A 21,029-nucleotide genomic window follows, 5' to 3' on the forward strand; every position below is an offset into this window, starting at 1 on the left:
GAAAATGACTGCTTGGTTGTTTCGCGACGTGACACCGCACAATAATCGTCGAGAAAACGCCGATGCAACCGGACGGCTCCATCATCGCTGATCTTCCAATCACGCCGCGGCGAATCGCAGATTACGCTCTCATTGGCGATTGCGAGACCGCCGCGCTCGTCGGCTGTGATGGGTCGATCGACTGGCTCTGCTGGCCCCGGTTTGACTCGGGCGCCTGCTTTGCAGCCCTCCTCGGTGGCCCAGAGCACGGACGATGGTTCATCGCGCCGAAGGACAGGGCGCCTCGGATTACGCGGCGCTACATCGACGGCTCGCTCATTCTTGTCACGACCTTCGAGACCAAAAGCGGGATCGTCGAACTCGTGGATTTCATGCCGCCGCACGATGGCAGCGCCGATCTCGTTCGTCTTGTTCGCGGCGTACGCGGCCATGTCGATCTACGCACCGAGTTCATTCTGCGGTTCGATTACGGTTCGATCGTGCCGTGGGTGGAGCGTCTTGACGGCGAAGGTTTGCGCGCAATTGCCGGACCCGAGATGGCGGTGCTGCGGACGTCGGTTTCGTTACACGGCCAGGATTTCACGACGGTTGGTGAGTTCGCCGTTGGTGCTGGCGACGTCGTGCCGTTCGTCTTGAGCTATGGTCCATCGCAGCTGCAGCCACCAAAAGGAGTCGATCCCGAGCGCGCACTGCAAGAGACCGAAGCGTTTTGGCGTGCTTGGTCTGATCGCTGTGCCACCGCCGGCAATTGGAGCGAACCGGTCAAGCGATCGCTGACGGTGCTGAAGGGGCTGACCTATGCGCCCACCGGCGGCATCGTCGCCGCGCCGACGACTTCGCTGCCTGAGCAAGCGGGCGGCGTGCGCAACTGGGATTACCGTTATTGCTGGCTAAGAGATGCGACCTTCACGCTGCTCGCGCTTGGGACTGCCGGTTACTACGAAGAGGCACGCGACTGGCGCGATTGGCTCTTGCGTGCGGTCGCCGGGCGCCCGGATAAACTACAAATCATGTATGGTCTTGGCGGCGAACGGCGTTTGCCCGAATGGGAAGTTCCTTGGCTTTCGGGATTTGACGGCGCGCGTCCGGTCCGTATCGGCAATGCCGCCGCAACGCAGCTTCAACTCGACGTCTACGGCGAGATCGCTGATGCGATGTTCCAAGCTCACCAGCATGGCCTGCCGCCGGTCGATCGCTGGTCGGCGATCCGGCGCGGTTTCCTCGATCATCTCGAAACCGCCTGGCGCAAACCCGACGAGGGGATTTGGGAGGTGCGCGGGCCGCCACAACACCTCACGCATTCCAAGGTTATGGCCTGGGTTGCATTCGATCGGGCGGTGAGGTGGGTCGACCAACTCGGCGTGGTGGCCCCAATTGATCACTGGTGCGAGGTTCGGGATGCGATCCATGCTGACGTCTGCCGCAATGGTTTCAACAGCAAACTGGATACCTTCGTGCAGGCCTACGGATCGGAGATACTCGATGCCAGCCTTTTACTTCTGCCGATCGTCGGCTTTTTGCCTCCGTCCGATCCACGGATTTTGGGCACGCTCCGCGCTATTGAGCGCCGACTCCTCGTGGATGGACTTGTCTTCCGCTACAAGACCGGGGAAACGGAAGACGGATTGCCGCCCGGCGAGAACGCATTCCTCGCCTGCAGCTTCTGGTTCGTCGACAACCTAATTTTGCAGGGCCGTATCGCCGAGGCGCAGTCAATGTTCGAGCGGCTACTCGCGCTTCGCAACGATGTCGGTCTACTTGCGGAAGAATATGATCCCCGAACCGGACGTCTTATGGGAAACTTTCCGCAGGCATTCAGCCACGTCTCTCTCGTGAATACGGCCTACAACCTCACCCGCTACAAGGGTCCCTCGGAAGAACGTGCTGATCAGAAGGCCGCCGAGGACTAGATCTTATGATCGAGAGCCAATGATGCGAATGCCTCAGTCGCCGATCAGGGCCGGTCGGAAAAAGCCGCCACTTCCGCTTAAGACCGATGATGTTGCAGACGTCGACCCCCCGAGAAGCTAATTACCTCGTTGAGATCGAAGGCGTGTCCTTCCCTTGGCGCTGGCTCGCAAGGAGCGGCGCTGACACGTGATAATTGATCAGGCCCCGAGGAAGCGAGACTGTCCCGATGGCATCTGGCAAGATGAGGTGATACGCCGTTTTGAGGCTGGCCGCCTTGAGGGTGCGACGCCTGCTAAATAGAACGGGTCTTTTTGCGCGAAATCCTTGTTCCGGCATGATCATTGGCTGTTTAATGCCGCAAGCATGCCTATATGCAAGAGATGTTCCGGTCCTTCGCCATTTTGTCGGCTGCGTTATGGCTCATCGCGCCCAATGCGTGGGGCGCATCCGTGCCGAACCAAGCCGCGATGATTTTCCTCCCGCCCGGCGCCGCTTATTGCCGAGATTTTCTCCGACTTGAGCCCATGCAAAAGTACGACAGTGGGACACTGCCCGTCCGAGAAGGTGAGGCCGAGGACTACTTTACCTACCGAGGCATCGAAGAATGGGTGCGAGGGTTCGTCACTGCCGCTAACATTATGGGCGCAAAGAACAACGGATCGAGTGACGCAACGAAGGGGAAAGATCTCTACGAGCTGATGCCGCAATTATTTGAATATTGCCGATCTCATCGAAACGACATCTTCTCCAACGCGGTGCTGCAGCTTTTGTCCGGTCCGCATACATCAGCAAACCGCTGAAGCCAAGCGCCGCGCGCCTTCGGGGATCTGGCTGTCGCCCAAACGACGCCGCGATCCGAAACCGCAAACTATATGGGCAGGACTTTGCAAGGGCTGAAAGCAGCGCCGAAGCTCGCCTGCAATTTCGAGAATCTGATGGCGATCAGTCCCGGGCCGATCGTGAAATTCGTTATTCGGCCAGAATTTCCTTACACGGCGACTTGAAAATCGGAGGTTATGCCGGAAGTTTAAGCAGATTAAAGACACGTCCTCGGGCGCGACGGAACATCTGAATGGACTGGATCACATCGCGGTCCAAGCCGCACTTATCCAAACGCTGAACGCCCACTGGACATATGGTTTCGGGTTCGCGCCGTGGTGCCGACGTTGCATTCCAGATAAGGCACCAACACTCGCAGAAGCCTTTGCGTCAGCAGAACTCGCAACCGAGGGCGAAGGAGCACTCTGACATCAAAGTTCAACTCGGGATTTACTGCACTGGTGGGCAGAGTCGCTGCAAACCCGAACTTGCAAAGTTATCCGATTTTATCGCTGCGCTGGCGATGCAAAAGCGCTGCTCTTTGGGTTCAGATCGAATGCCGGACACTAAGGAGGTGGTCTGCAGACACCGAATACCATTGAAAGACCGAGCAAGAGACATCGAGGCGCCGCGGGCGAGGTGCAACAGTAAACGGACGCAGGCCGATATGCTCCTTTTGGATCGATCATGGATTTTCCGCATGCGTTCTATAAAAAAAGCCCGCGTGGAACCTCGCGGGCCTTAAGGAGGAAATATGGACGAGTCATACTCCCATGAACCGACCTTGGATGCCATGAGGCTAAAGTCCATGCTCAATGTCATTTGATGCCAGTGCCATGCCGCAGTTCGTCGCGTGCATGGCATGCCATGCACAGACGCTCGACAAGATGATCTTGGCTTGGACCGCAAAAGGCAACTTCCAAGCCCTTCGCTCCGACGACACTAGGCGGCAGGCATTTGTGTTCTTGCGTCACTAGAATTCAAGCATGCTTGCCTGTCTCACCTCTGGAAGCATCCTGATTCCTGCGAGTACCCGATCGGGGATACTGTCGTCGACCGCGATCAAGGAAATCGCCGATCCGCCTTGATGATCTCGTCCCAACGCCAACGTGGCGATGTTGATGCCCGCGTCGCCTAACAAGCTTGCGAAGCGACCCACTAAACCTGGCTTGTCCTCGTTCAATGCGTAGATCATCGTCGACGAGAATTCAGCGTCGGTTTTAATGCCGTTGATTGAGACAACCCGAGGCTTGCCGTCGTGGAAGACCGTTCCAGCTATGAAGAATTTCTCGTCCTTCGTCTGGACGATAAGCGTGATCAAAGACTCATAGTCGCCTTCGGCGGCTCGGATTGTCTCGTCGATTACGACGCCGCGCTCACTGGCGACGGACGGTGCAGATACGACGTTGATGTCAGACAGCGCGGGACGGAGCACCCCGGCGATCGCTGCAGCCGTAAGCGCCTTTGTCTTGAGGTCGACGAGCGCACCTTCATAAATGATCGACACCTTGTTGATGTTGGACGCGGCGAGCTGTCCGGCAAACGATCCCAGACGTTCCGCCAATGCGATGAACGGCTTAAGCTTCGGCGCTTCCTCGGCAGTGATCGAGGGAAAGTTTACCGCGTTAGTGATGGCGCCACGCGTGAGAAAATCCGACATTTGCTCGGCAATTTGCAATGCCACATTCTCTTGCGCCTCTTTCGTCGATGCGCCGAGATGCGGGGTGCAGACGACGTTTGGATGGCCAAAGAGCGGGTTTTCAGTGGCGGGCTCAGTCGCGAAGACATCGAGTGCCGCGCCTGCCACGCGGCCGGAGTCCAGCGCGCTTCGCAGGGCCTTTTCATCGATGAGGCCGCCGCGGGCGCAATTTATGATATGGACGCCGCTTTTTGTCTTGGCGATATTTTCGGCAGACAGGATGTTCTTGGTCTGAGGCGTTAGCGGCGTATGGAGTGAAACGAAATCGGCCAGCGCCAGGAGATTGTCGAGATCGACCTTTTCGATTCCCAATTGTGCGGCCCGTTCCGGCGATAAAAACGGATCGTATGCGATCACGTGCATGCGCAGGCCTATGGCTCGTTCGGCGACGATGGAGCCGATATTCCCGCAGCCGATCAATCCAATCACCTTCCCCGTGATCTCCATGCCCAGAAAGCGGTTTTTCTCCCATTTGCCGGCTTGCGTAGACATATCCGCGGCCGGGATCTGCCGCGCGAGGGCAAACATCATCGCAATCGCGTGTTCCGCAGTCGTGATGGAGTTGCCGAATGGCGTATTCATCACGATTACGCCCCGCGCCGTTGCGGCCGGAAGGTTGACATTGTCGACTCCGATACCGGCACGGCCAATGACCTTCAAATTGGTCGCAAGTTCCAGCAATTGGGGCGTTACTTTCGTCGCGGATCGGATCGCAAGCCCGTCGTAGCCGCCGATGATCGCCGCGAGCTTATCCTTGTCTTTTCCAAGGTTAGGTTGAAAATCAACCTCGACGCCGCGTATCTTGAAGATTGCAAGTGCGGCTTGAGACAGAGCGTCGGAGACGAGAACGCGAGGCGACATCAGCATATGCTCCCGTTTTCTAAGAATTTGAGGACTTGACTAGCCGGGGCGATTGAGCGGACATCAAGGTCCGCTCGCATCTGGATGGACACTAAAGATCAGTTGGCACTGGCGAGATCGCGCTTGGTCTTTGCGTAAGCGTAGTCAAGCCATCGCGTCAGCACTTCAAGATCGGCGGCTTCGACGGTTGCCCCGCACCAGATGCGCAATCCTGGCGGCGCATCCCGATAGGCACCGATGTCGAACGCAACGCGCTCCTGCTCCAGAACGCTCGCTAGCGCCTTTGCAAAACGTGCTTGGTCGTCCGGTCCCCACGCCGCGATTTGCGGATCAACGATCTTCAGGCATACGCTTGTATTGGATCTCGTTTCGGGGGCTTTGGCGAGAAAATCAACCCAGGGCGTTCGTTTGACCCAGTCTTCAAGAACCTTGGCGTTCGAGTTTGCTCTGGCTATTAGGCGGTCGAGTCCTCCGACCGACTTCGCCCATTGAAGAGCGTCAAGATAATCTTCAACGCAGAGCATGGATGGCGTATTGATTGTCTCGCCGGAAAAAATCCCTTCGATCAGTTTTCCATTTTTGACTAGGCGAAAAATTTTCGGTAGGGGCCAGGGGGGAACATAGGTTTGAAGACGCTCGACGGCGCGCGGTCCCAGCACGATCATTCCATGCGCGGCTTCGCCGCCAAGCACCTTCTGCCATGAGAACGTCATGACATCGAGTTTTTCCCAGTCCAGCCTCTGGGCAAAAGCCGCCGACGTGGCATCGCAAATCGTTAGCCCCTTGCGATCGGCGGCGATCCAATCTGAATTTGGAACCCGCACTCCGGACGTCGTGCCGTTCCAAGTGAAGACAACGTCGTTATCGAAGTTTACCGCGGCGAGATCGGCGATATCTCCATAGTCCGCTCTCAGCGTGCGCGCCCCTTCGATCTTGAGCTCTTTGACGACGTCGGATACCCAGCCTTCACCGAACGACTCCCAGGCGAGTATGTCTACGCCTCGCGCGCCGAGAAGCGACCAAAGAGCCATCTCGAGAGCACCGGTGTCTGACGCTGGGACGATGCCCAACTGATGGAGTGCGGGAATGCCCAATATTTCGCGGGTTTCGTCGATGGCGCGTTTCAAACGCGCCTTAGGCTCTTTGGCGCGGTGAGACCGTCCAACCAATGCAGTCTTCAGCGCTTCAAAGCTCCAACCGGGATGCTTGCTGCACGGACCGGAGGAAAAGCAGGCGTTCGCCGGCCAGAGGCCGGGCGGTTCTTCGGTAATCATGTCATCCACCCTCTCAGATGGGCGCCTCTCGTTGGGGAGAGGTGTCCCGACGCCCTAGTGGCGGAATGGCGTTAGTTCGTCAATTCATCGAAAGTTGCAGAATATGCGCGGATGCTGCCTTGAACCATTTGAATAGCGAACCCTTTTCAGGTCATCCGCAAATGGTGACGGCAAACGACCGACCACCACCGAATTGAGAGAATTGACGTCCCGGCTGGGACGCTTACTGCACAGGCCAGAAAAAAGGTGAGGCGTTTGCCGGCCCCACGTTGGGAACGGGTGTCCCACCGCCGAAACTATATGAATAGCGACGGGACAAGACCTAAGTTGGAGCGGTGACTGGGAGACGATGGCGTAAGTCGAAGCGCGAACCTAGTCCTTCGTCGGGCTTGTGCGGGAATTCGGAGTGCTTAGTGAACGTTGCACAATGTGCCTTTCGTAATTGGTAGAGTCATTCCGGCAACATCGCTGTGCTGCATCCCGTGGGAGGACAGTCGGAAACCCCATGAAAATTCTTTTGGTTGAGGATCATCCGATAATCGTCTCGGGTTGCCAACTAGTCTTTGCACAACACCCCAACATTGTATTTCGTGATGCGGCTACGCTTGCCACGGCTCGGCAGGAGTTGAGAAAGCACCAACCTGACGTGACGATTGTCGATATCAATCTTCCCGACGGTTCTGGGCTCGATTTCGTCCGTGAGCTGACTGAATCAAACATCGCCTCTAAAGTAATCGTCTTTTCGATGCTAGACGAGCCATGCGTGGTAAAAAAGGCCTTGAACTATGGCGCCAGGGGATTCGTCAGCAAGTTTGATAAACCCGACACCCTCTTAGATGCCGTGGGTGCCGTCAGTCGCGGAGAAACATGGCTGTCCGACGAAGTTTTGCAAAAGGTATTCATGGGGACAGCTCCAAGATCGGACACACCGAGGCTGACGACGCGTCAGAAAAACGTGCTGAAATGTCTAGGCGAGGGTCGGTATATGTCCGAGATTGCGGGCGAACTAAATATATCGTCGAATGTTGTCTACGCCGAATGCGCTGCGGTCAGGAAAAAGCTCAAAGCACGCACAAATGCAGAAATGGTCGCCATCGCGATGAAACTTCAACTCAACTGACAGACGCTATCAGATCCGTTTTCCGCCGGAGCGCGTGGGTCTTGAGAACGACTAACCACCAGAGTTCCGGTACCCCACACAGCCCATAATCCCGAACCACGACGGCAACAGCCACAAGCGGACGCGCACTTCTCACGACCGTCGTCGCAGATCAGAGAAGGGAGGCATTTGGGCACTGCGCGCCGCGCGCCAGGCGCACAACACGACCGTGGCGCTCTTGATCCTTCTCGCGCGAGCAATATTCTTACAATTCGGTGACCGAGTTCTGACCCTCGGCTGCGATCGTCATCGTAGAGTGTGATGCTGCTCTTGCGGCATTTGCATAACATGGGAGAGGGATTGATGGTGCTGTGTGGGTGCTGCCTGAACACTGTGGGATTGGGCAAGGCGCGGACGCGACGAGAGGTTCTGGGCGCGATGGGCGCGACCACTGTCGCCGGGGTGGTTTTTGCGGCAGGGATTGCGCCAGCAGGCGCCGCAACTGCCGAGGTGGACATCGGCGGCGGCGTCAAGCAAATTGCGGCGCTCGTTAAGCGAAACCCTATTCCAGAGCTTGCTGCCGTAACTTCTTTCGAGCTCCGCGGAAGTGATATGCCCTGGTCGAAGGAACTCGCTGCGGTGAAGGAGGGCCAGCAGATCACCTTTTTGCTCGCCGGGCGCTGGTATCTGTCGCGCGAGGCCGACATGTGGGTCGAGCCAGGCGTTGCGTTTCACGCTCGGTCTGGAAAGGGCTCTCTGTACAATCCGATGACGAATACCGGAACCATGCGCGCCGATCGTGATGGTCCGCTCGCCATTGCCCGCTCCGTTGGCGAATGGGCCTCGCCCAATGGTGACCTCGCGACGCCGGCCGATCTCTACGTCAAGGCGGATGGGCGGATCGAAGGTGTGGCGCTTATCTGGAAGGGAGATGCGTGGGCTGGCCTTGCGAAGCTCGCGGCTAGTGGCGATGCGCCGTCGCTCATCAACGACGAGATCGCGCGGCTCGCCTCTAATCCCGTCCTGCCTTCGGGCTGGGAAAGCATCTTCCTCTTCGGAAATGGCAGCGGCACCTTCCGAATGTCGTCTGAAGGCGAAATGCTCTGCTCCACGCACAAAACGGTGGGGATTGTACAACGTCCTGTCGCGCTGGAATTGGCTCCTGGCGCTAAGCTTGAATGGAGCTGGCTCGTCGACGAGCTGCCGAGTCCTTCCGCCGAGGACGGGATCGGCACGCACGATTACCTCTCCATCGCCGTCGAATTCGACGACGGGCAGGATCTGACCTACATGTGGAGCGCTGGCCTCACCTCGGGCCATGTTTTTCGCTGCCCGCTGCCACTTTGGACAAAGCGCGAAACGCATATGGTGGTGAGGAGCGGGCGCGATGAACTTGGTCAGTGGCTGTCGGAGGCGCGGCCGGTTTATAGCGACTACAAGGCGCATATTGGTGGGGAAGCGCGCAATATCGTCGGCGTCTGGCTTATCGCCAACAGCACCTTCCTGAGACGCTTCGGGAAGTGCCGGTATAAGGACATCGTGGTTTCGAGCAGCGGAACTAGACATAGGGTGCTGTGAAATGCTCCCCTGAGACCATACCTTTGGCCTGATTGCTCGAAAGCGGACACGATGCGCAAATAGCTAAGAGACTCGTGCAGATCAGGCAGTCGATGGCCAGTTTTAGGGATGAGACCTTCGAGCAAGACCGTCGGCGGCACCTACGCATCGCCGCACACTTGCTGCTTGTCATACCACTTCTGATCATTGTCGCCATGGCGCTCAGAACGGTCGATGCGGAACGCGCCGCGCAGGATGCGCGCGCATCCGCGGCGTCCGAGAATCGCGGGTCTGCGATCGGCCGGTATCTTGCGACCGCTATGGCCAATGCAACCGCGATCGGCGACGCACTCGTATCTCGAGTGCTCAGCGATGGCACGAACGAAGCAAGTGCACTGCGCCGTCTGGTATCGGACGGCGCGATCGTCTTTGCCGTTCTCTTACGCAATGGCAGGCGCGTTTTTCCTCCGGAAGAACCCGCTGCCGCGCTTGTGCAAGAAGTCGAGAAGCTGGACCGATTTAATACTGCACTATCCGTCGCGGCATCACGGGCGCAAAAAGACAGTAACGGTACGGCATGGTCGTTTATCGACGACATGCCAGTGCTCCTCTCCTGCCGCGTAGAGCAGACACAAACGCTCTGTCTAGCGCTGTCTTTCGAATCCATCATGCAGTTGCTGGTAGAGAGAGCCGCGAGCAAGACCTACCCTTGGGACGTGCCTTTTGAAGTTGTCGATCCATGGTCGCGGTCAAGGTGGCGCTCGCAATCGGATGGTTGGGCGCTCTCCAAGGCCGCAGTCGTCGATCTTGCAGCCCCAATGGATGGCTGGAAAATCCGTGTGGCGCTTCCGCCGTATCCCGCGTACCATTATATGGTCCTCGCCATTTCGATCCTCACACCGGTCATCATTGGCTGGGGCATGGCCTTCTGGGGCCTCATGCGCCGGCAAGCCGATCAAGCCGACGAGGCGTGCCGCCGCGCGGAGAACGCCGCGTGCCTCTCGCACGATCTGCGTACGCCTTTGTCCAACTTCCTCCTCTACGTCGATCTTATTTCCCGTAACGCGCGGGATGATGCCAAGGTCTCTCGCTACTGCGCCGTTCTGGAAGAAGAGATTGCGCGCCTTCAGGCCATCGTCGGGGAAGCGGTGCAACGCGCTCGTGGTACGCCCATTGCGATCACGCCGGATAAGGCTAGTCCCGATGCCGTGATACAATCGCTTGTCGTCCGTTACGAACCACTGATGAAGGAGGCCGGCTGTCGCGTTGAATTCGAAGGAAATGCAGGCGAAGTCGTCACGACTGACCGTTCCACACTTGAACGCATCGTCGTGAACCTTCTTGACAATGCTAGGAAGCACGCGGCGGGATCGCTTATCACCATCGCGACTGCGGAAGATGCCGGAACGCTCCTGTTGCGCGTGAGCGATGAGGGAGCAAAGGGAAGAGCAAACCACCAGGGCGGTGGCGCCCCCGGCTTCGGGATCGGCCTCAAAATCATCGATAAGCTCGTAAAGTCGAGTGGCGGGACATTCAACGCAATCATCGACGCGGGTGGTTCTCGCTTTTCGGTCACGCTGCCGATGCAAGAGAGATGAGCTGATGGCAGTAAACCGAAGGGGGCGCGAGGAAACTAAAAGTGTTCTGTTGGCAGAGGATGATGCAAACCTCCGGCGGGGCATTGCCGATTTGCTTTCCATGGAGGGCTTCACGTGCTTTGCCGCATCCGACGGCGAGGTGGCGTTGACACTTCTCCGCGCGCGTGCGCCGCACATCGCCATCATCGATGTCATGATGCCAAAACTTGACGGCCTCACCGTCTGTCGGAGGATTCGCGAACAAGACCCCGTGCTGCCGATTTTAATCCTCTCGGCTCGTGATTCGGAGATCGATCGTGTCGTCGGTCTGGAATATGGCGCCGATGATTACCTCTCGAAGCCATTCGGCCCGCGCGAGCTTCTCGCGCGCATAAGGTCGCTTTTGAGGCGCGCGGCGCTTTGCAGGACGCAGCCCCCTGCTGACACACGTTTTACCCTCGGCGACATTGAGGTGGTGACCGGGGAGCTTCGCGCTTATCGCGGAGCGAACCGCTTCGATCTCACCGCGCGCGACGTCATGTTGCTCAAGGTTCTTTACGATCGCAAAGGGCGGGTAGTCTCTCGTGACGATCTCTTTGACCTATGCTGGGGCCGCGATCACATGCCCAATAGCCGTGCGCTCGATCAGTACGTCTCGGCGCTCAGAAAGAAGATCGAGATAGATCCGAGCAACCCGCAGATCATCAAGACGGTACACGGATTTGGTTACCGGTTCGATGTGTAGAGTAACATCCAGTTATGAGTCATTGCCATTTCACTTAACTCTGAGAGATGCCTGCCGTTAATATCCTTACACATTTCTTGAAACCTCGACAGCAGCGCCTGACTTCTTTCCGATCCTGCTGGGCTACCATCGTGTTGTCGCCAACGGAGAGGAAGAAACAATGACATCTATGCGCGTCGCGAGCCTCAGCTTGTGTGCGGCCCTACTTTCTGCCGTCCTCGCCTCCGCCACCCCAACGGCATTCGCGGGCGAAACCGTCGTCGACGAGGCGGGCGTCCTCAATCCGTAGGAATTTTCAATAGATTCCGTCATGCGGCGAATCGAAGAGAAACGCGCGACCAACTGGGATTGCCTGGCGGGATACGAAGCAGCGAAAGCAGGTCTACACGCTTACGCCGAGCGCATCTTCACCTATTGCGCCAAAATCGGCGTCGTCGGAGCATTCCCATGGATAGCGTGGATTGAAGAGAACGGCTATCGACACCCCTCCAACCCCGTCGCCGCGGCCGAGTGGGACAAGCGCGCCGCCGATATGGGTTACTCCGTGGGAGAATTCAACTACGGATTAGATCTTTTGCGAGGACATGGCGTCGAGCGCGATACCGTTCTTGGTCGGCGCTATGTCAATCGGGCTGCGAAGCACGGCGATCAGACCGCCAAGGAACTCATTAAGAACGGCTACGACCCGGATTTCGTAACACCGGACGCCAACGAGCAGCGCTACGGAAAGCCGATGTATTGAATTGCTACCTAAGCCTCTGCTCGCTCTGGCCCGCAAACTATGCTCATACGGAACTTGGCCTTCTTCAGAGAAGGCGTCACCCGCAAGGTGGAGAGCAAATGAACAGATAAGTCCGTGGCGGTTTTCATGCCGTAAGAACTGCCGCGGCGTAATCGCTGTCAAATGATTTGGCCAAAGTGGTTGCCCAAGCGTGTCCCCACGAAATTGCGCAATCGCATAGAGCAGTCGATGAGGCCGGGCATCCTTTCTGGCTTCTCAATTATTGCAGCGATGTCCACTCTGCAGAGAGATTGTGTGACAACGATGTCTCGCTCGATCTGTAGGCGCCTCGCGCGACAGGGAAGCTCGCTTCCAGTCCTCAGACACTGCCAAGGAAGCGCTTGTTCCGGATCTTTGGTCTTCGCTCTTTCTCGTTGTCCCCGCGGTATCAACAACCTTTGCTTCCGTCGAGCGTATGCTCGGACAATTGCCGCCAGAGGATCATTATCTCTGGCAATAATCCGCACACTTCGTAATTTTTATCGCGTGACCTACAATGCCGACTCCGACGAGCTCCTCCGCGCCTTCAATGGCATGCGCGCCTACTGGGCAAGCGCGGAGATCGACGCGCCGAAAGGCGTGTCGTTCTCGGACGATTTCCGCGGCAAGACCATACCCACCAAGACCCGGTGGCGGGCAGACATCGTCATCAGCCGCAACCTGGCGCGGGCCGATGCAAGCGTTTCGTAGCATTGTTGATGCTGCGAGGAGAGTGCAAAATCAAGCCGGACGGCATTTGCAGGCCGCGTCGCGAGAGAACCCAACCAGCACAACCACGGTTGCCCGAAAAAAATCTCTGGAGGATGCGATGAAGCTTTCACGCCGATATGCAGGCTTGCGTAGATCTTTGTACAACCTGTCCCGCCCAGATGCTTCAATGAAGCGATGAACCATTGTCTGGAGCCGTAGCGTGCAAAAGGCAGCATAAGCCGCAAGCGCGTATCTAATCTCCACCGAATAGCGTGGCCGCACGCAGTGAAGCCTTATCTGACCGCAATTTTGGGTCAGCGCCGTTGGTATTGGGGTAACGCTAGCTTGTCGGTAATGTCACGGCCGAAAGTCAGCCGCGCCAAGCCCGGGATCGCCGTGGCTCTGATAACAAGATTGCGAAACAACAAACCTGGGGCCGTCTTCGGCGCGAGTGCCGCGCTGAATCTCGAGGCGGCCCGTTGCTTCGTTTCGATGTAGGGTCGCAGAAGGTTCTCATATTGCAGAAAGGCCTCATCGTGCGAGGCGCCGGGGCGGCCGAGTTCGCCTGCCAGAACATAAGCCGCGGTCATGGCAAGGGCTGATCCTTGACCGGCCATCAGCGAAACAGAGAACGCGGCATCGCCGACAAGGCCGATGCGACCGTTAGACCAGTGGGGCATGTGGATCTGACTGACGCGATCGAAATAAAGATCGTCCGCGCCTTCCAGCTCATCGAGAATGCGCGACATTTCCCATCCTGCGCCCCTGTAGCTCTGGCGCAGGATGGCCTTTTGTTCTTCTGCGTTCCCTGGCGCATCGGAGGGCAAGGTAGGGTCGGCGAACACAAAAAGAAAAAGGGTGCGGTCGTCACGGAGCGCAACGCGTCCGAGCATGCGTCGTGGCTCGTTGTGCATGATGTAGACGTCTTCGTCGCGCGGTCGGTATTCCGAAGCTTCAAAGGCCGCGACAGTATAGCCGAGCGATCTTTCGAACTGGCTCTGCGGGCCGAAGGCAAGTTTGCGAACCTTGGAATGCAAGCCGTCAGCACCGATGACAAGGTCGAAGGTACGCGGCCCCGCGTGCTCGAACGTGACTTCGACCCCATCCTCGTCCTCACAGAGTCCTTTGATGCTATCGCCGAAGAGAATTTCCGTGGTGGACCGTGCGCGTTCAAGCAGGAGATAGGCGAGATCGCTACGGCGGATGGTGACGAAACGACCTCCGGCCACCTCCCGGAACACACTTGTGCCGAACCCTGCTAAGCGCCGGCCCGCATCGTCGACGACACGAAGCTCCTGCACATGGTAGCCGAGGCGCTCGATGTCGTCTGACACTCCCATTCGTTCGGCGATATCGTAACCGAGGCCCCAGAAATCGATTACATAGCCGCCAGTGCGGAAAGAGGGGGCGTGTTCAATGACGGTCGGTTCGAACCCAGACTTGTGCAGCCAGTAGGCTAGTGTCGGACCGGCTATGCCGGCACCCGAAATGAGGACGGTCTTCGCCTGAAAACACGTCATTGCTTCGACCGGGAGTGGATCAGGTTCGTCACGGGAACCAAATGGCGTCGGTAAGCCTCTGCCAGCATATCGATCAATGCCGCTAAGTTTGAATCATGGATTCCGAACATGTATAAACCGCCGCACTGAGCATGAATCAGCCCGCGCTCCTCCAAGCGGTTTAACACTGCGTCCGCCGTTGCCTCAGATACATAGATGCGATTTGCCATTGTGGCCGCGGTCCACGCTTGCGACGGAGCGTCGTGCAGCAACATCAGCGCTTCCAGATGGATGACCGAATCGATATGCGTAACGATGAATTCTCCGACTTCAGCGGAGACGAAACCGTCGTTCATGTAGTGACCGTTCGAGGGTCTGGCGCAGGCGCATCGCCCCACCGGCTAACTCGTCGTGTTGGTGCCGCACTCAGCACTTTTATCTTCTGTTTTTGGCGCGACTGATGGTCATCGCGAAGCGATCGCGGTGCCACACGAGCGTCGTGAAAACCTGCTGGCCGAAAATTGCAACCACTCTCCTTGCCTGCCCCGTATAGTCAATGAAAATCAGATCCTTCTTCAACGTGAAGCACCTCATAGTTCCTTGCTTGCGTCAGGAGAAATTGGTCTGGTCAACTGGATGTCGGCAGGTTGTGACGTCATGCGCGTCGGGGTCGGGTAGGCCCCACCATCGCAGATTTCCGCCGGTAATGGTTGAGCCGCGCCTAGCAGTGCGCCATCAGGTGTCGGAACTAGAACGGTCAGGACTGCGCCCGCTAGGTAGATCATCATGATTGCATAGAACAGGATGTGATTCGCACTCTCTGACTTCGGCGACGGCCGTCGCGGCAGCTTGATGCGTCGCGACACGGATTTGAGCGAAGCCTTGCGAATATGCGACCGGCAGAACGATGATTTCATCCCCATCCCCTGTTGCTTCGGCGCAAAGCGACATGATGAATCACCCTGAATTGGCTGTTTGCCTTCTCGGCGTTCGTTGAAAAGTGATCTAGCATCCAAAGGACGGCAGCTCACACCCTTAAGGGATTGGGTGTGGCTGGTTTATTCTCCGAAATAAGCGTGGCTGCTTCGCGCCCAGTCCTGCAAGTACGTAGAACTCCGTAGTCCCCGCGAAGCAACGCCGTTGCAAGCTAGGAGGACACATGCCGATCAGATCTCTAGGGGCGCGATTTCTTATCGGATTGGTCTACCTGGCGGCCTATTTCGTCTTGGATTATCTGAGCTTTGTGCGGCCTTTTCACAATTTAGGGATTACGCCCTGGAATCCGTCGCCTGGTCTGAGCCTAGCTCTTGGCTATCTTGGCGGCCTATTCTTCGCACCGTTTCTGCTCGTCGCTCCTGCGCTGTCCGAGATTGCCTTGAGGGGCGGCGCCACCAGTTTTGCCGTTGCTCTGGCCGCATCGCTTTCGACCGGAGGTAGTTATCTCGCTGCGGGACTCGGTCTGCGACTGCTGCCGTTCAATCCAAAACTCGATAGCTTGCGTGATGTGTTGATACTGATTGCAGCAGCACTTGCTGCGGCGACAGCCGCGGCGGTCACATATGCTGTTCTACTGGGGTTTGTCGGTGCGGTTGCATGGTTTGAACTTAGGGAAGTTGCCTGGCACGGTTTTGTCGGCAATCTCATCGGCACGTTAGTTACTGCGCCGCTCGTTCTCTTGGCTGTCGTGCAACGACAACCGGTGAAGCTGGACCTCGTCAACATTCTTCAGCTTTCCGCCATTCTAGCCGCTCTGACCATTGTCTTTGGCTATCGGGAAGCTACCGCATTCCAATTATTCTATCTGCTCTTTCTTCCTCTGCTCTGGGTGGCGCTGAGCCACGGGACTTTAGGCGCAGTTATCGCGCTGGTCGTCATTCAGATAGGCCTTATCGTCGGAGCTGAAATCAGGTTCGGTTCCGACCCTGGCCTCAACGCGTTGCAGGTTCTGATGATAGCGCTGGCGATTACAGGGCTGATCGTGGGCGCTATCGTTTCGGAACGCGCTATCGCTGCCGTGCGGCTGCGCGAGCAGCAGGCGGCCCTGAGTCGTGCCTTTCGGCTCCGCTCAGCAGGCGAGATCGCAGCCACCATCGCACACGAGATTAATCAGCCGCTGACAGCGGTATCGGCCTATTCGGGCATTGCCGTCGACGCGACGGAGAAGAAGAATTGGGAACTCGCCGCCAGCACGATTCGTAAGGTGAAGAGCGAATGCGATAGGGCCAATGACGTATTGCGAAGCATCAGGGACGTGCTGAGCCAAGGCGCTCTATACAAGACCGAGGTCGATATCGGTGCACTACTATCACAGCTGTCCGATGTCGTCAGAGACGATTTGGAGAAGAAGAACGTTTATCTGCATATCGATGTCGCGTCGGGTGTCACATCCGTGCTCGCCGATGCCGTACAGCTCCAACAAGCAGTCCATAATTTGATAGTCAACAGTGCCGAAGCCATCTTCGGCAGCGGTGTAGGTGACCGCATCGATGTCGCTGCGCGACTTGGCCCGGGCAACACCCTAGTACTAGAGGTTCGCGACAATGGGCCGGGATTTCCGCCAGGAGTCGACACCGTCGCACTTGCGCCGTTCGTCACGACGAAACTAGAAGGTTCCGGCCTTGGCTTGGTCGTTGCGCGCTCTATCGCAGAAGGGCATGGTGGCGGCTTCGCGATCCACTCGAATGATCGTGGCACGGCCATTCAACTGACATTGCCGGTGGTAAAGGATAAACATGGCACTGACAGTTTCACTGATTGACGACGATCCCTCGGTATTGGATGCGGTGTCGCTATTGCTTCGCACACAAGGGGTTACAACGGTATGTTTTTCTTGCGCGCAAGACTTTCTCGCAGCTACACCCGATCCAGGGTGCATCGTTAGCGACGTTCGCATGCCGGAGGTCTCAGGACTTGATTTGTTGCGTCAGCTCTCAGTCGCTGGTGATCCACGGCCGCTGATCTTGCTGACAGGTCACGGCGATGTTGCCATGGCAGTCGAAGCGGTTAAGCTCGGAGCCTTCGATTTCATCGAGAAGCCGTTCGATAACGTCAATCTTGTTACAGTCGTGAAGGACGCGCTTGAAGCTGCAGTAGCGACCCATCGGGATCGCACGGAGCTTACGGAGTTGCGGGAGCGCTTCCAAGGCCTGTCTGAACGCCAGCGCGATACCATGCAGCTCCTGGTCCGCGGCTTCGCCAATAAAGAAATCGGCCGGCAGCTCGGCATCAGCCCACGCACCGTGGAAATTCACCGGACCTTGGTGATGAATAAGATGGGTGCCAAGACGCTTGCCGAACTCGTTCGTAAAGCAATGGCCCTGGGTGTCGGATGAGCTTGATGGGACTGCGAATGCAGTGGTCATCGCGCCGCTTGGCGTTGCGATTCGAGTTTGCCAACTAAATCGCCGTTGCGGCGCATTTTTCGCGCGATCACTTCCCGGATATCGCAGGCTGGACTTTCGGGGTTGATTTGGACTTCGTATGATGCTTGTTGCCTTACAGTGTTCAACAAGCTTCGCCAGGGCAGTGCGGGCCAGCAATTTGCGCACTTATTTACAATACGGAGCGGCGCTTCTGGTCGCCGCTGTATTAATAGCGATTGCCGTGATGCCGTCGGCCTCGTTTCTGGTCGGCGATTGGCGGCGCGATATGGAGGTTCGCTCCAAGCTAATCTTTAACTCGATTCAAGATCAAGTCGCACGGCAGTTGGCAAATGGAAATGATGCCGCGCTCGCTCGATTTTTCGAACGCCTGACCGGCGATGAGAAACTCCTAGCGCTCGGCTTCTGCGATTCAAACAGCGAGCTTCGCGATGTGACGAAATTCATGCCCGCAGCAATAACGTGCGAGAAGCTGGCGCGTGCTGAGACGCCGAGCTTCTCGACGTTGACGAGCGGTGGACGCAATATCTTCGTGGCGTCGTTTCCGATTTCCGTGAAAGACACGAGCGGTCACGTCGTGATCTTGCATGATCTTTCCTACATCGAGCAACGCTCCGCACAAGCACGGTACTACTGGGCGCTTGCTGTTGCTGCGATCGCGATCGGGCTCGGCATTCTGGGCACGTTCCTCATTTCAAACCTTATCCGGCGCTGGCGCAATCTGGTGCGCGAGTCGATCAAAGAAGCGCGGATGGGCACGCTTGCGGACGCCTCAGGTGAAGCGATCTCGGTCCTCGGGCCGGAACTCCGTGGGCTGCTGCGAGAGTTGCGGTCGGAACAGACGGCGGGTTCGGCCATCCAAGTCGATTGGTCTCCGGAAACTCTTCATCTGTTGCTTGAAAAGGAATTGCCGGAAACGGAAGTCATCGTCGTCTCCAACCGCGAGCCCTACATCCACAACCGCATTAACGGCGAGACCGTGCTGCAGATTCCGGCGAGCGGCCTCGTTGCGGCTCTGGAACCCGTTATGCGGGCGTGCGGCGGAACGTGGATCGCGCACGGCAGCGGCTCGGCCGACCGCGAAACCGTCGATGCCAACGACAGAGTCGCAGTGCCGCCTGCTGCTCCAGCTTACGCTCTGCGGCGGGTCTGGCTCTCGGAGGAGGAACAGAACGGCTACTACTATGGCTTTGCGAACGAGGGACTATGGCCGCTCTGCCATATTTCGTTTGTGAGGCCGACGTTTCGGGAGGGCGACTGGCGAACCTATGAAAACGTCAACGCGCGTTTCGCGGACGCCATTGCAGAAGAATCGAAGGGACGGGACCCGATCGTTCTCGTCCAGGATTATCATTTCGCACTTCTGCCGAGGCTCCTGCGCAAGCGGCTGCCGCGCGCGACCATCCTGATGTTCTGGCACATTCCGTGGCCGAACGCCGAGACGTTCAGTATTTGTCCGTGGAAGGAAGACATCATCGACGGCCTGCTCGGAAGCGATGTTTTAGGATTCCATACGCAATTCCACTGCAACAATTTCATGGAAACCGTCGATCGCTTCATCGAGAGCCGCATCGATCGCGAGCGGGCGTCCGTCACGCTTGGCGGACATGAGACTATTGTGCGGCCCTATCCTATTTCCATTGAATGGCCGCCGGCTGCACTCGCGTCGCAGAAGCCTGTTGCAGAGTGCCGTAAGGCGGTGCGCGAGCGCTTCGACATTGGCCAGGACGCGATGCTTGGTGTCGGGGTCGAGCGGTTCGACTATACGAAAGGCGTTCTCGACCGGTTGCGCGGCGTCGATGAGCTGTTGACGCGTCATTCCGAATGGAAGAACCGCTTTGTTTTCATTCAAGCGGCGGCGCCAACGCGGAGCAAGCTCGAGACGTACCAGGGGCTACAGGAAGAAGCTCTGGCTCTCGCCGCAGAGATCAACGAGAAGCATGGCGGTAAACCGATCAGGCTGGTTATCCGTCACCATGAGCCCGATGAAGTGTTCGAACTCTTCCGCGCCTCTGACGTCTGCGTCGTCAGCAGCCTGCATGACGGCATGAATCTCGTTGCCAAGGAATTCGTCGCGGCGCGGGACGACGAGCAGGGTGTTCTCATTCTCTCGCATTTCGCGGGAGCCTCACGCGAACTAGCGGAAGCTTTGATCGTTAACCCTTATGACCCGCACGGCTTTGGTGAAGCCATGAACGAAGCGCTGACGATGCCGCGCGACGAACAACGTGCGCGGATGCGGCTCATGCGGGCGTTGGTGCGTGAGCGCAATGTCTACAGGTGGGCCGGACAGATGCTACTCGACGCGAGCCAGCTTAGGCGGCGTCAGCGCGTATTGGACCTGATTGATCGGCGAGGAGCTGCTTTGACGGCTGCACGGCGTTAGAGCGATGGCGAGTGCCCGCGCAGATCACCGCCAAACCCTGGACCACGAATATCGAGCGCCAACCAATGTCCTTCATCGTGGCCGACGGGATTCGGATTGTCAGAATGTTCGCGCCAAACGGATTTCGGACAATCAAGCGGCACCCCACCGCTGGATCATTGACGCGCGGACAACCTGGTGGCTGCTTATTGTTCGCGGCCAAAGCCATGCGAGCCTGTCTCGCGGGCCTTCTAGACATGGCGCTCCGCGAATACAAGCAATGCATGGCGCACGACGAGGAGATAGCCATTCCCGACGGCTTGCCGCAAGAGCTCCTCGGCCTGCTACGCCACGGTCGCGACCTCGCGCTCGACCGCGCCAGTGTCGTCCACGAGGCCATCGCAGTCACGTCAACCGCCTGCCCATCGACAAGGTGCCGGAGAAGTACCACCGCTTCCACAAAGACCGCAAGGAAACCCACACCGCGCGTGTTTGAAGCGCTGTAGTGCGCATTCCCCCCACCCCCCAAGCGAGACGACAGCCGAGCGCAGCCCGCCCCAGAAACAGCGAGCGCGAAGCGCGACCATGTTTCGTCGGCGGGTTTGTCGGAGCCCCTGGAGCGAAGCGGAACCCGAAGGGCGAGACGAGGAGCATCGGACGCGCGGGATTTCGTGTGTTCGTTAGCCCCACTGGACTAACGCGACGCACCGCGCGTCCGATGCCCCGCAGTCGGGGGGGCGCCCGGCTATGCCGGCCGACCTCGTGCCGACAG

Annotated in this window: 18 protein-coding genes; 13 read left to right on the forward strand and 5 right to left on the reverse strand. The window is 57.8% G+C overall.

Features of this window, described 5'->3' with window-relative positions:
* Positions 1 to 62 precede the first annotated feature (62 nt).
* Both HYPDE_RS03450 and HYPDE_RS03460 read left to right on the forward strand, forming a co-directional pair.
* Positions 63 to 1,910 carry a glycoside hydrolase family 15 protein gene (locus HYPDE_RS03450; RefSeq protein WP_015596964.1) on the forward strand — a complete coding sequence of 616 codons (1,848 nt, stop codon included), beginning with the start codon at positions 63 to 65 and terminating at the stop codon, positions 1,908 to 1,910.
* 372 nt (positions 1,911 to 2,282) lie between these two features.
* The gene (locus HYPDE_RS03460; protein WP_015596966.1) at positions 2,283 to 2,711 is read left to right on the forward strand and encodes a hypothetical protein; all 429 of its coding nucleotides are present in this window, start codon (positions 2,283 to 2,285) and stop codon (positions 2,709 to 2,711) included.
* Between the two features lie 992 nt (positions 2,712 to 3,703).
* On the opposite strand, the gene serA is transcribed toward HYPDE_RS03460, so the two are convergent.
* Entirely contained in the window at positions 3,704 to 5,290 is a 1,587-nt protein-coding gene (gene serA, locus HYPDE_RS03465; RefSeq protein ID WP_015596968.1) for a phosphoglycerate dehydrogenase, read from the reverse strand.
* A 98-nt stretch (positions 5,291 to 5,388) separates the two neighbouring features.
* A complete protein-coding gene (locus HYPDE_RS03470; RefSeq protein WP_015596969.1) occupies positions 5,389 to 6,564 on the reverse strand; it encodes a phosphoserine transaminase in 1,176 nt (391 codons plus the stop codon).
* A 505-nt stretch (positions 6,565 to 7,069) separates the two neighbouring features.
* Here HYPDE_RS03470 and HYPDE_RS03475 point away from each other — a divergent pair.
* From HYPDE_RS03475 to HYPDE_RS03500, 7 genes are all read left to right on the forward strand, one after another.
* Positions 7,070 to 7,684 (forward strand): response regulator transcription factor, encoded by a 615-nt coding sequence (locus HYPDE_RS03475; RefSeq protein WP_015596970.1) that lies wholly within the window; start codon positions 7,070 to 7,072, stop codon positions 7,682 to 7,684.
* A gap of 417 nt (positions 7,685 to 8,101) precedes the next feature.
* Positions 8,102 to 9,241, forward strand: coding sequence for a DUF3047 domain-containing protein (locus HYPDE_RS03480; RefSeq protein ID WP_210162343.1), 1,140 nt, complete (start codon positions 8,102 to 8,104; stop codon positions 9,239 to 9,241).
* 92 nt (positions 9,242 to 9,333) lie between these two features.
* Positions 9,334 to 10,818 (forward strand): sensor histidine kinase, encoded by a 1,485-nt coding sequence (locus tag HYPDE_RS03485; protein WP_144061173.1) that lies wholly within the window; start codon positions 9,334 to 9,336, stop codon positions 10,816 to 10,818.
* Between the two features lie 4 nt (positions 10,819 to 10,822).
* Positions 10,823 to 11,542 (forward strand): response regulator transcription factor, encoded by a 720-nt coding sequence (locus HYPDE_RS03490; RefSeq protein ID WP_051111958.1) that lies wholly within the window; start codon positions 10,823 to 10,825, stop codon positions 11,540 to 11,542.
* Positions 11,543 to 11,702: 160 nt separating this feature from the next.
* Positions 11,703 to 11,831, forward strand: a complete 129-nt coding sequence (locus HYPDE_RS19680) for a hypothetical protein (protein ID WP_280109727.1) — start codon at positions 11,703 to 11,705, stop codon at positions 11,829 to 11,831.
* A gap of 21 nt (positions 11,832 to 11,852) precedes the next feature.
* Positions 11,853 to 12,284, forward strand: a complete 432-nt coding sequence (locus HYPDE_RS03495) for a sel1 repeat family protein (protein WP_015596974.1) — start codon at positions 11,853 to 11,855, stop codon at positions 12,282 to 12,284.
* A 525-nt stretch (positions 12,285 to 12,809) separates the two neighbouring features.
* Entirely contained in the window at positions 12,810 to 13,013 is a 204-nt protein-coding gene (locus tag HYPDE_RS03500) for a hypothetical protein (RefSeq protein WP_015596976.1), read from the forward strand.
* A 314-nt stretch (positions 13,014 to 13,327) separates the two neighbouring features.
* Here the strand turns inward: HYPDE_RS03500 and HYPDE_RS03505 are convergent, their stop codons facing one another.
* The 3 genes from HYPDE_RS03505 to HYPDE_RS03515 all read right to left on the reverse strand — a co-directional run bounded on the left by HYPDE_RS03505 (position 13,328) and on the right by HYPDE_RS03515 (position 15,429).
* Positions 13,328 to 14,533 (reverse strand): FAD-binding domain, encoded by a 1,206-nt coding sequence (locus tag HYPDE_RS03505; protein ID WP_015596977.1) that lies wholly within the window; start codon positions 14,531 to 14,533, stop codon positions 13,328 to 13,330.
* Positions 14,530 to 14,868 carry a hypothetical protein gene (locus HYPDE_RS03510; RefSeq protein WP_015596978.1) on the reverse strand — a complete coding sequence of 113 codons (339 nt, stop codon included), beginning with the start codon at positions 14,866 to 14,868 and terminating at the stop codon, positions 14,530 to 14,532. Before HYPDE_RS03510 ends, HYPDE_RS03505 begins: the two co-directional genes overlap by 4 nt.
* Positions 14,869 to 15,102: 234 nt before the next feature.
* A complete protein-coding gene (locus HYPDE_RS03515) occupies positions 15,103 to 15,429 on the reverse strand; it encodes a hypothetical protein (RefSeq protein WP_015596979.1) in 327 nt (108 codons plus the stop codon).
* Positions 15,430 to 15,710: 281 nt separating this feature from the next.
* Here HYPDE_RS03515 and HYPDE_RS03520 point away from each other — a divergent pair, with 281 nt between their 5' ends.
* The 4 genes from HYPDE_RS03520 to HYPDE_RS03535 all read left to right on the forward strand — a co-directional run bounded on the left by HYPDE_RS03520 (position 15,711) and on the right by HYPDE_RS03535 (position 20,763).
* Positions 15,711 to 17,270, forward strand: coding sequence for an ATP-binding protein (locus HYPDE_RS03520; RefSeq protein WP_015596980.1), 1,560 nt, complete (start codon positions 15,711 to 15,713; stop codon positions 17,268 to 17,270).
* Complete coding sequence (locus HYPDE_RS03525) at positions 17,245 to 17,844, forward strand: response regulator transcription factor (protein WP_041319908.1); 600 nt, start codon at positions 17,245 to 17,247, stop codon at positions 17,842 to 17,844. Before HYPDE_RS03520 ends, HYPDE_RS03525 begins: the two co-directional genes overlap by 26 nt.
* Positions 17,845 to 18,052: 208 nt before the next feature.
* Positions 18,053 to 20,278 carry an alpha,alpha-trehalose-phosphate synthase (UDP-forming) gene (locus HYPDE_RS03530; protein ID WP_015596982.1) on the forward strand — a complete coding sequence of 742 codons (2,226 nt, stop codon included), beginning with the start codon at positions 18,053 to 18,055 and terminating at the stop codon, positions 20,276 to 20,278.
* An 11-nt stretch (positions 20,279 to 20,289) separates the two neighbouring features.
* The gene (locus tag HYPDE_RS03535; RefSeq protein ID WP_015596983.1) at positions 20,290 to 20,763 is read left to right on the forward strand and encodes a hypothetical protein; all 474 of its coding nucleotides are present in this window, start codon (positions 20,290 to 20,292) and stop codon (positions 20,761 to 20,763) included.
* Positions 20,764 to 21,029 lie beyond the last annotated feature (266 nt).

It is taken from the genome of Hyphomicrobium denitrificans 1NES1, assembly GCF_000230975.2.
Taxonomy (GTDB): Bacteria; Pseudomonadota; Alphaproteobacteria; order Rhizobiales; family Hyphomicrobiaceae; genus Hyphomicrobium_B; species Hyphomicrobium_B denitrificans_A.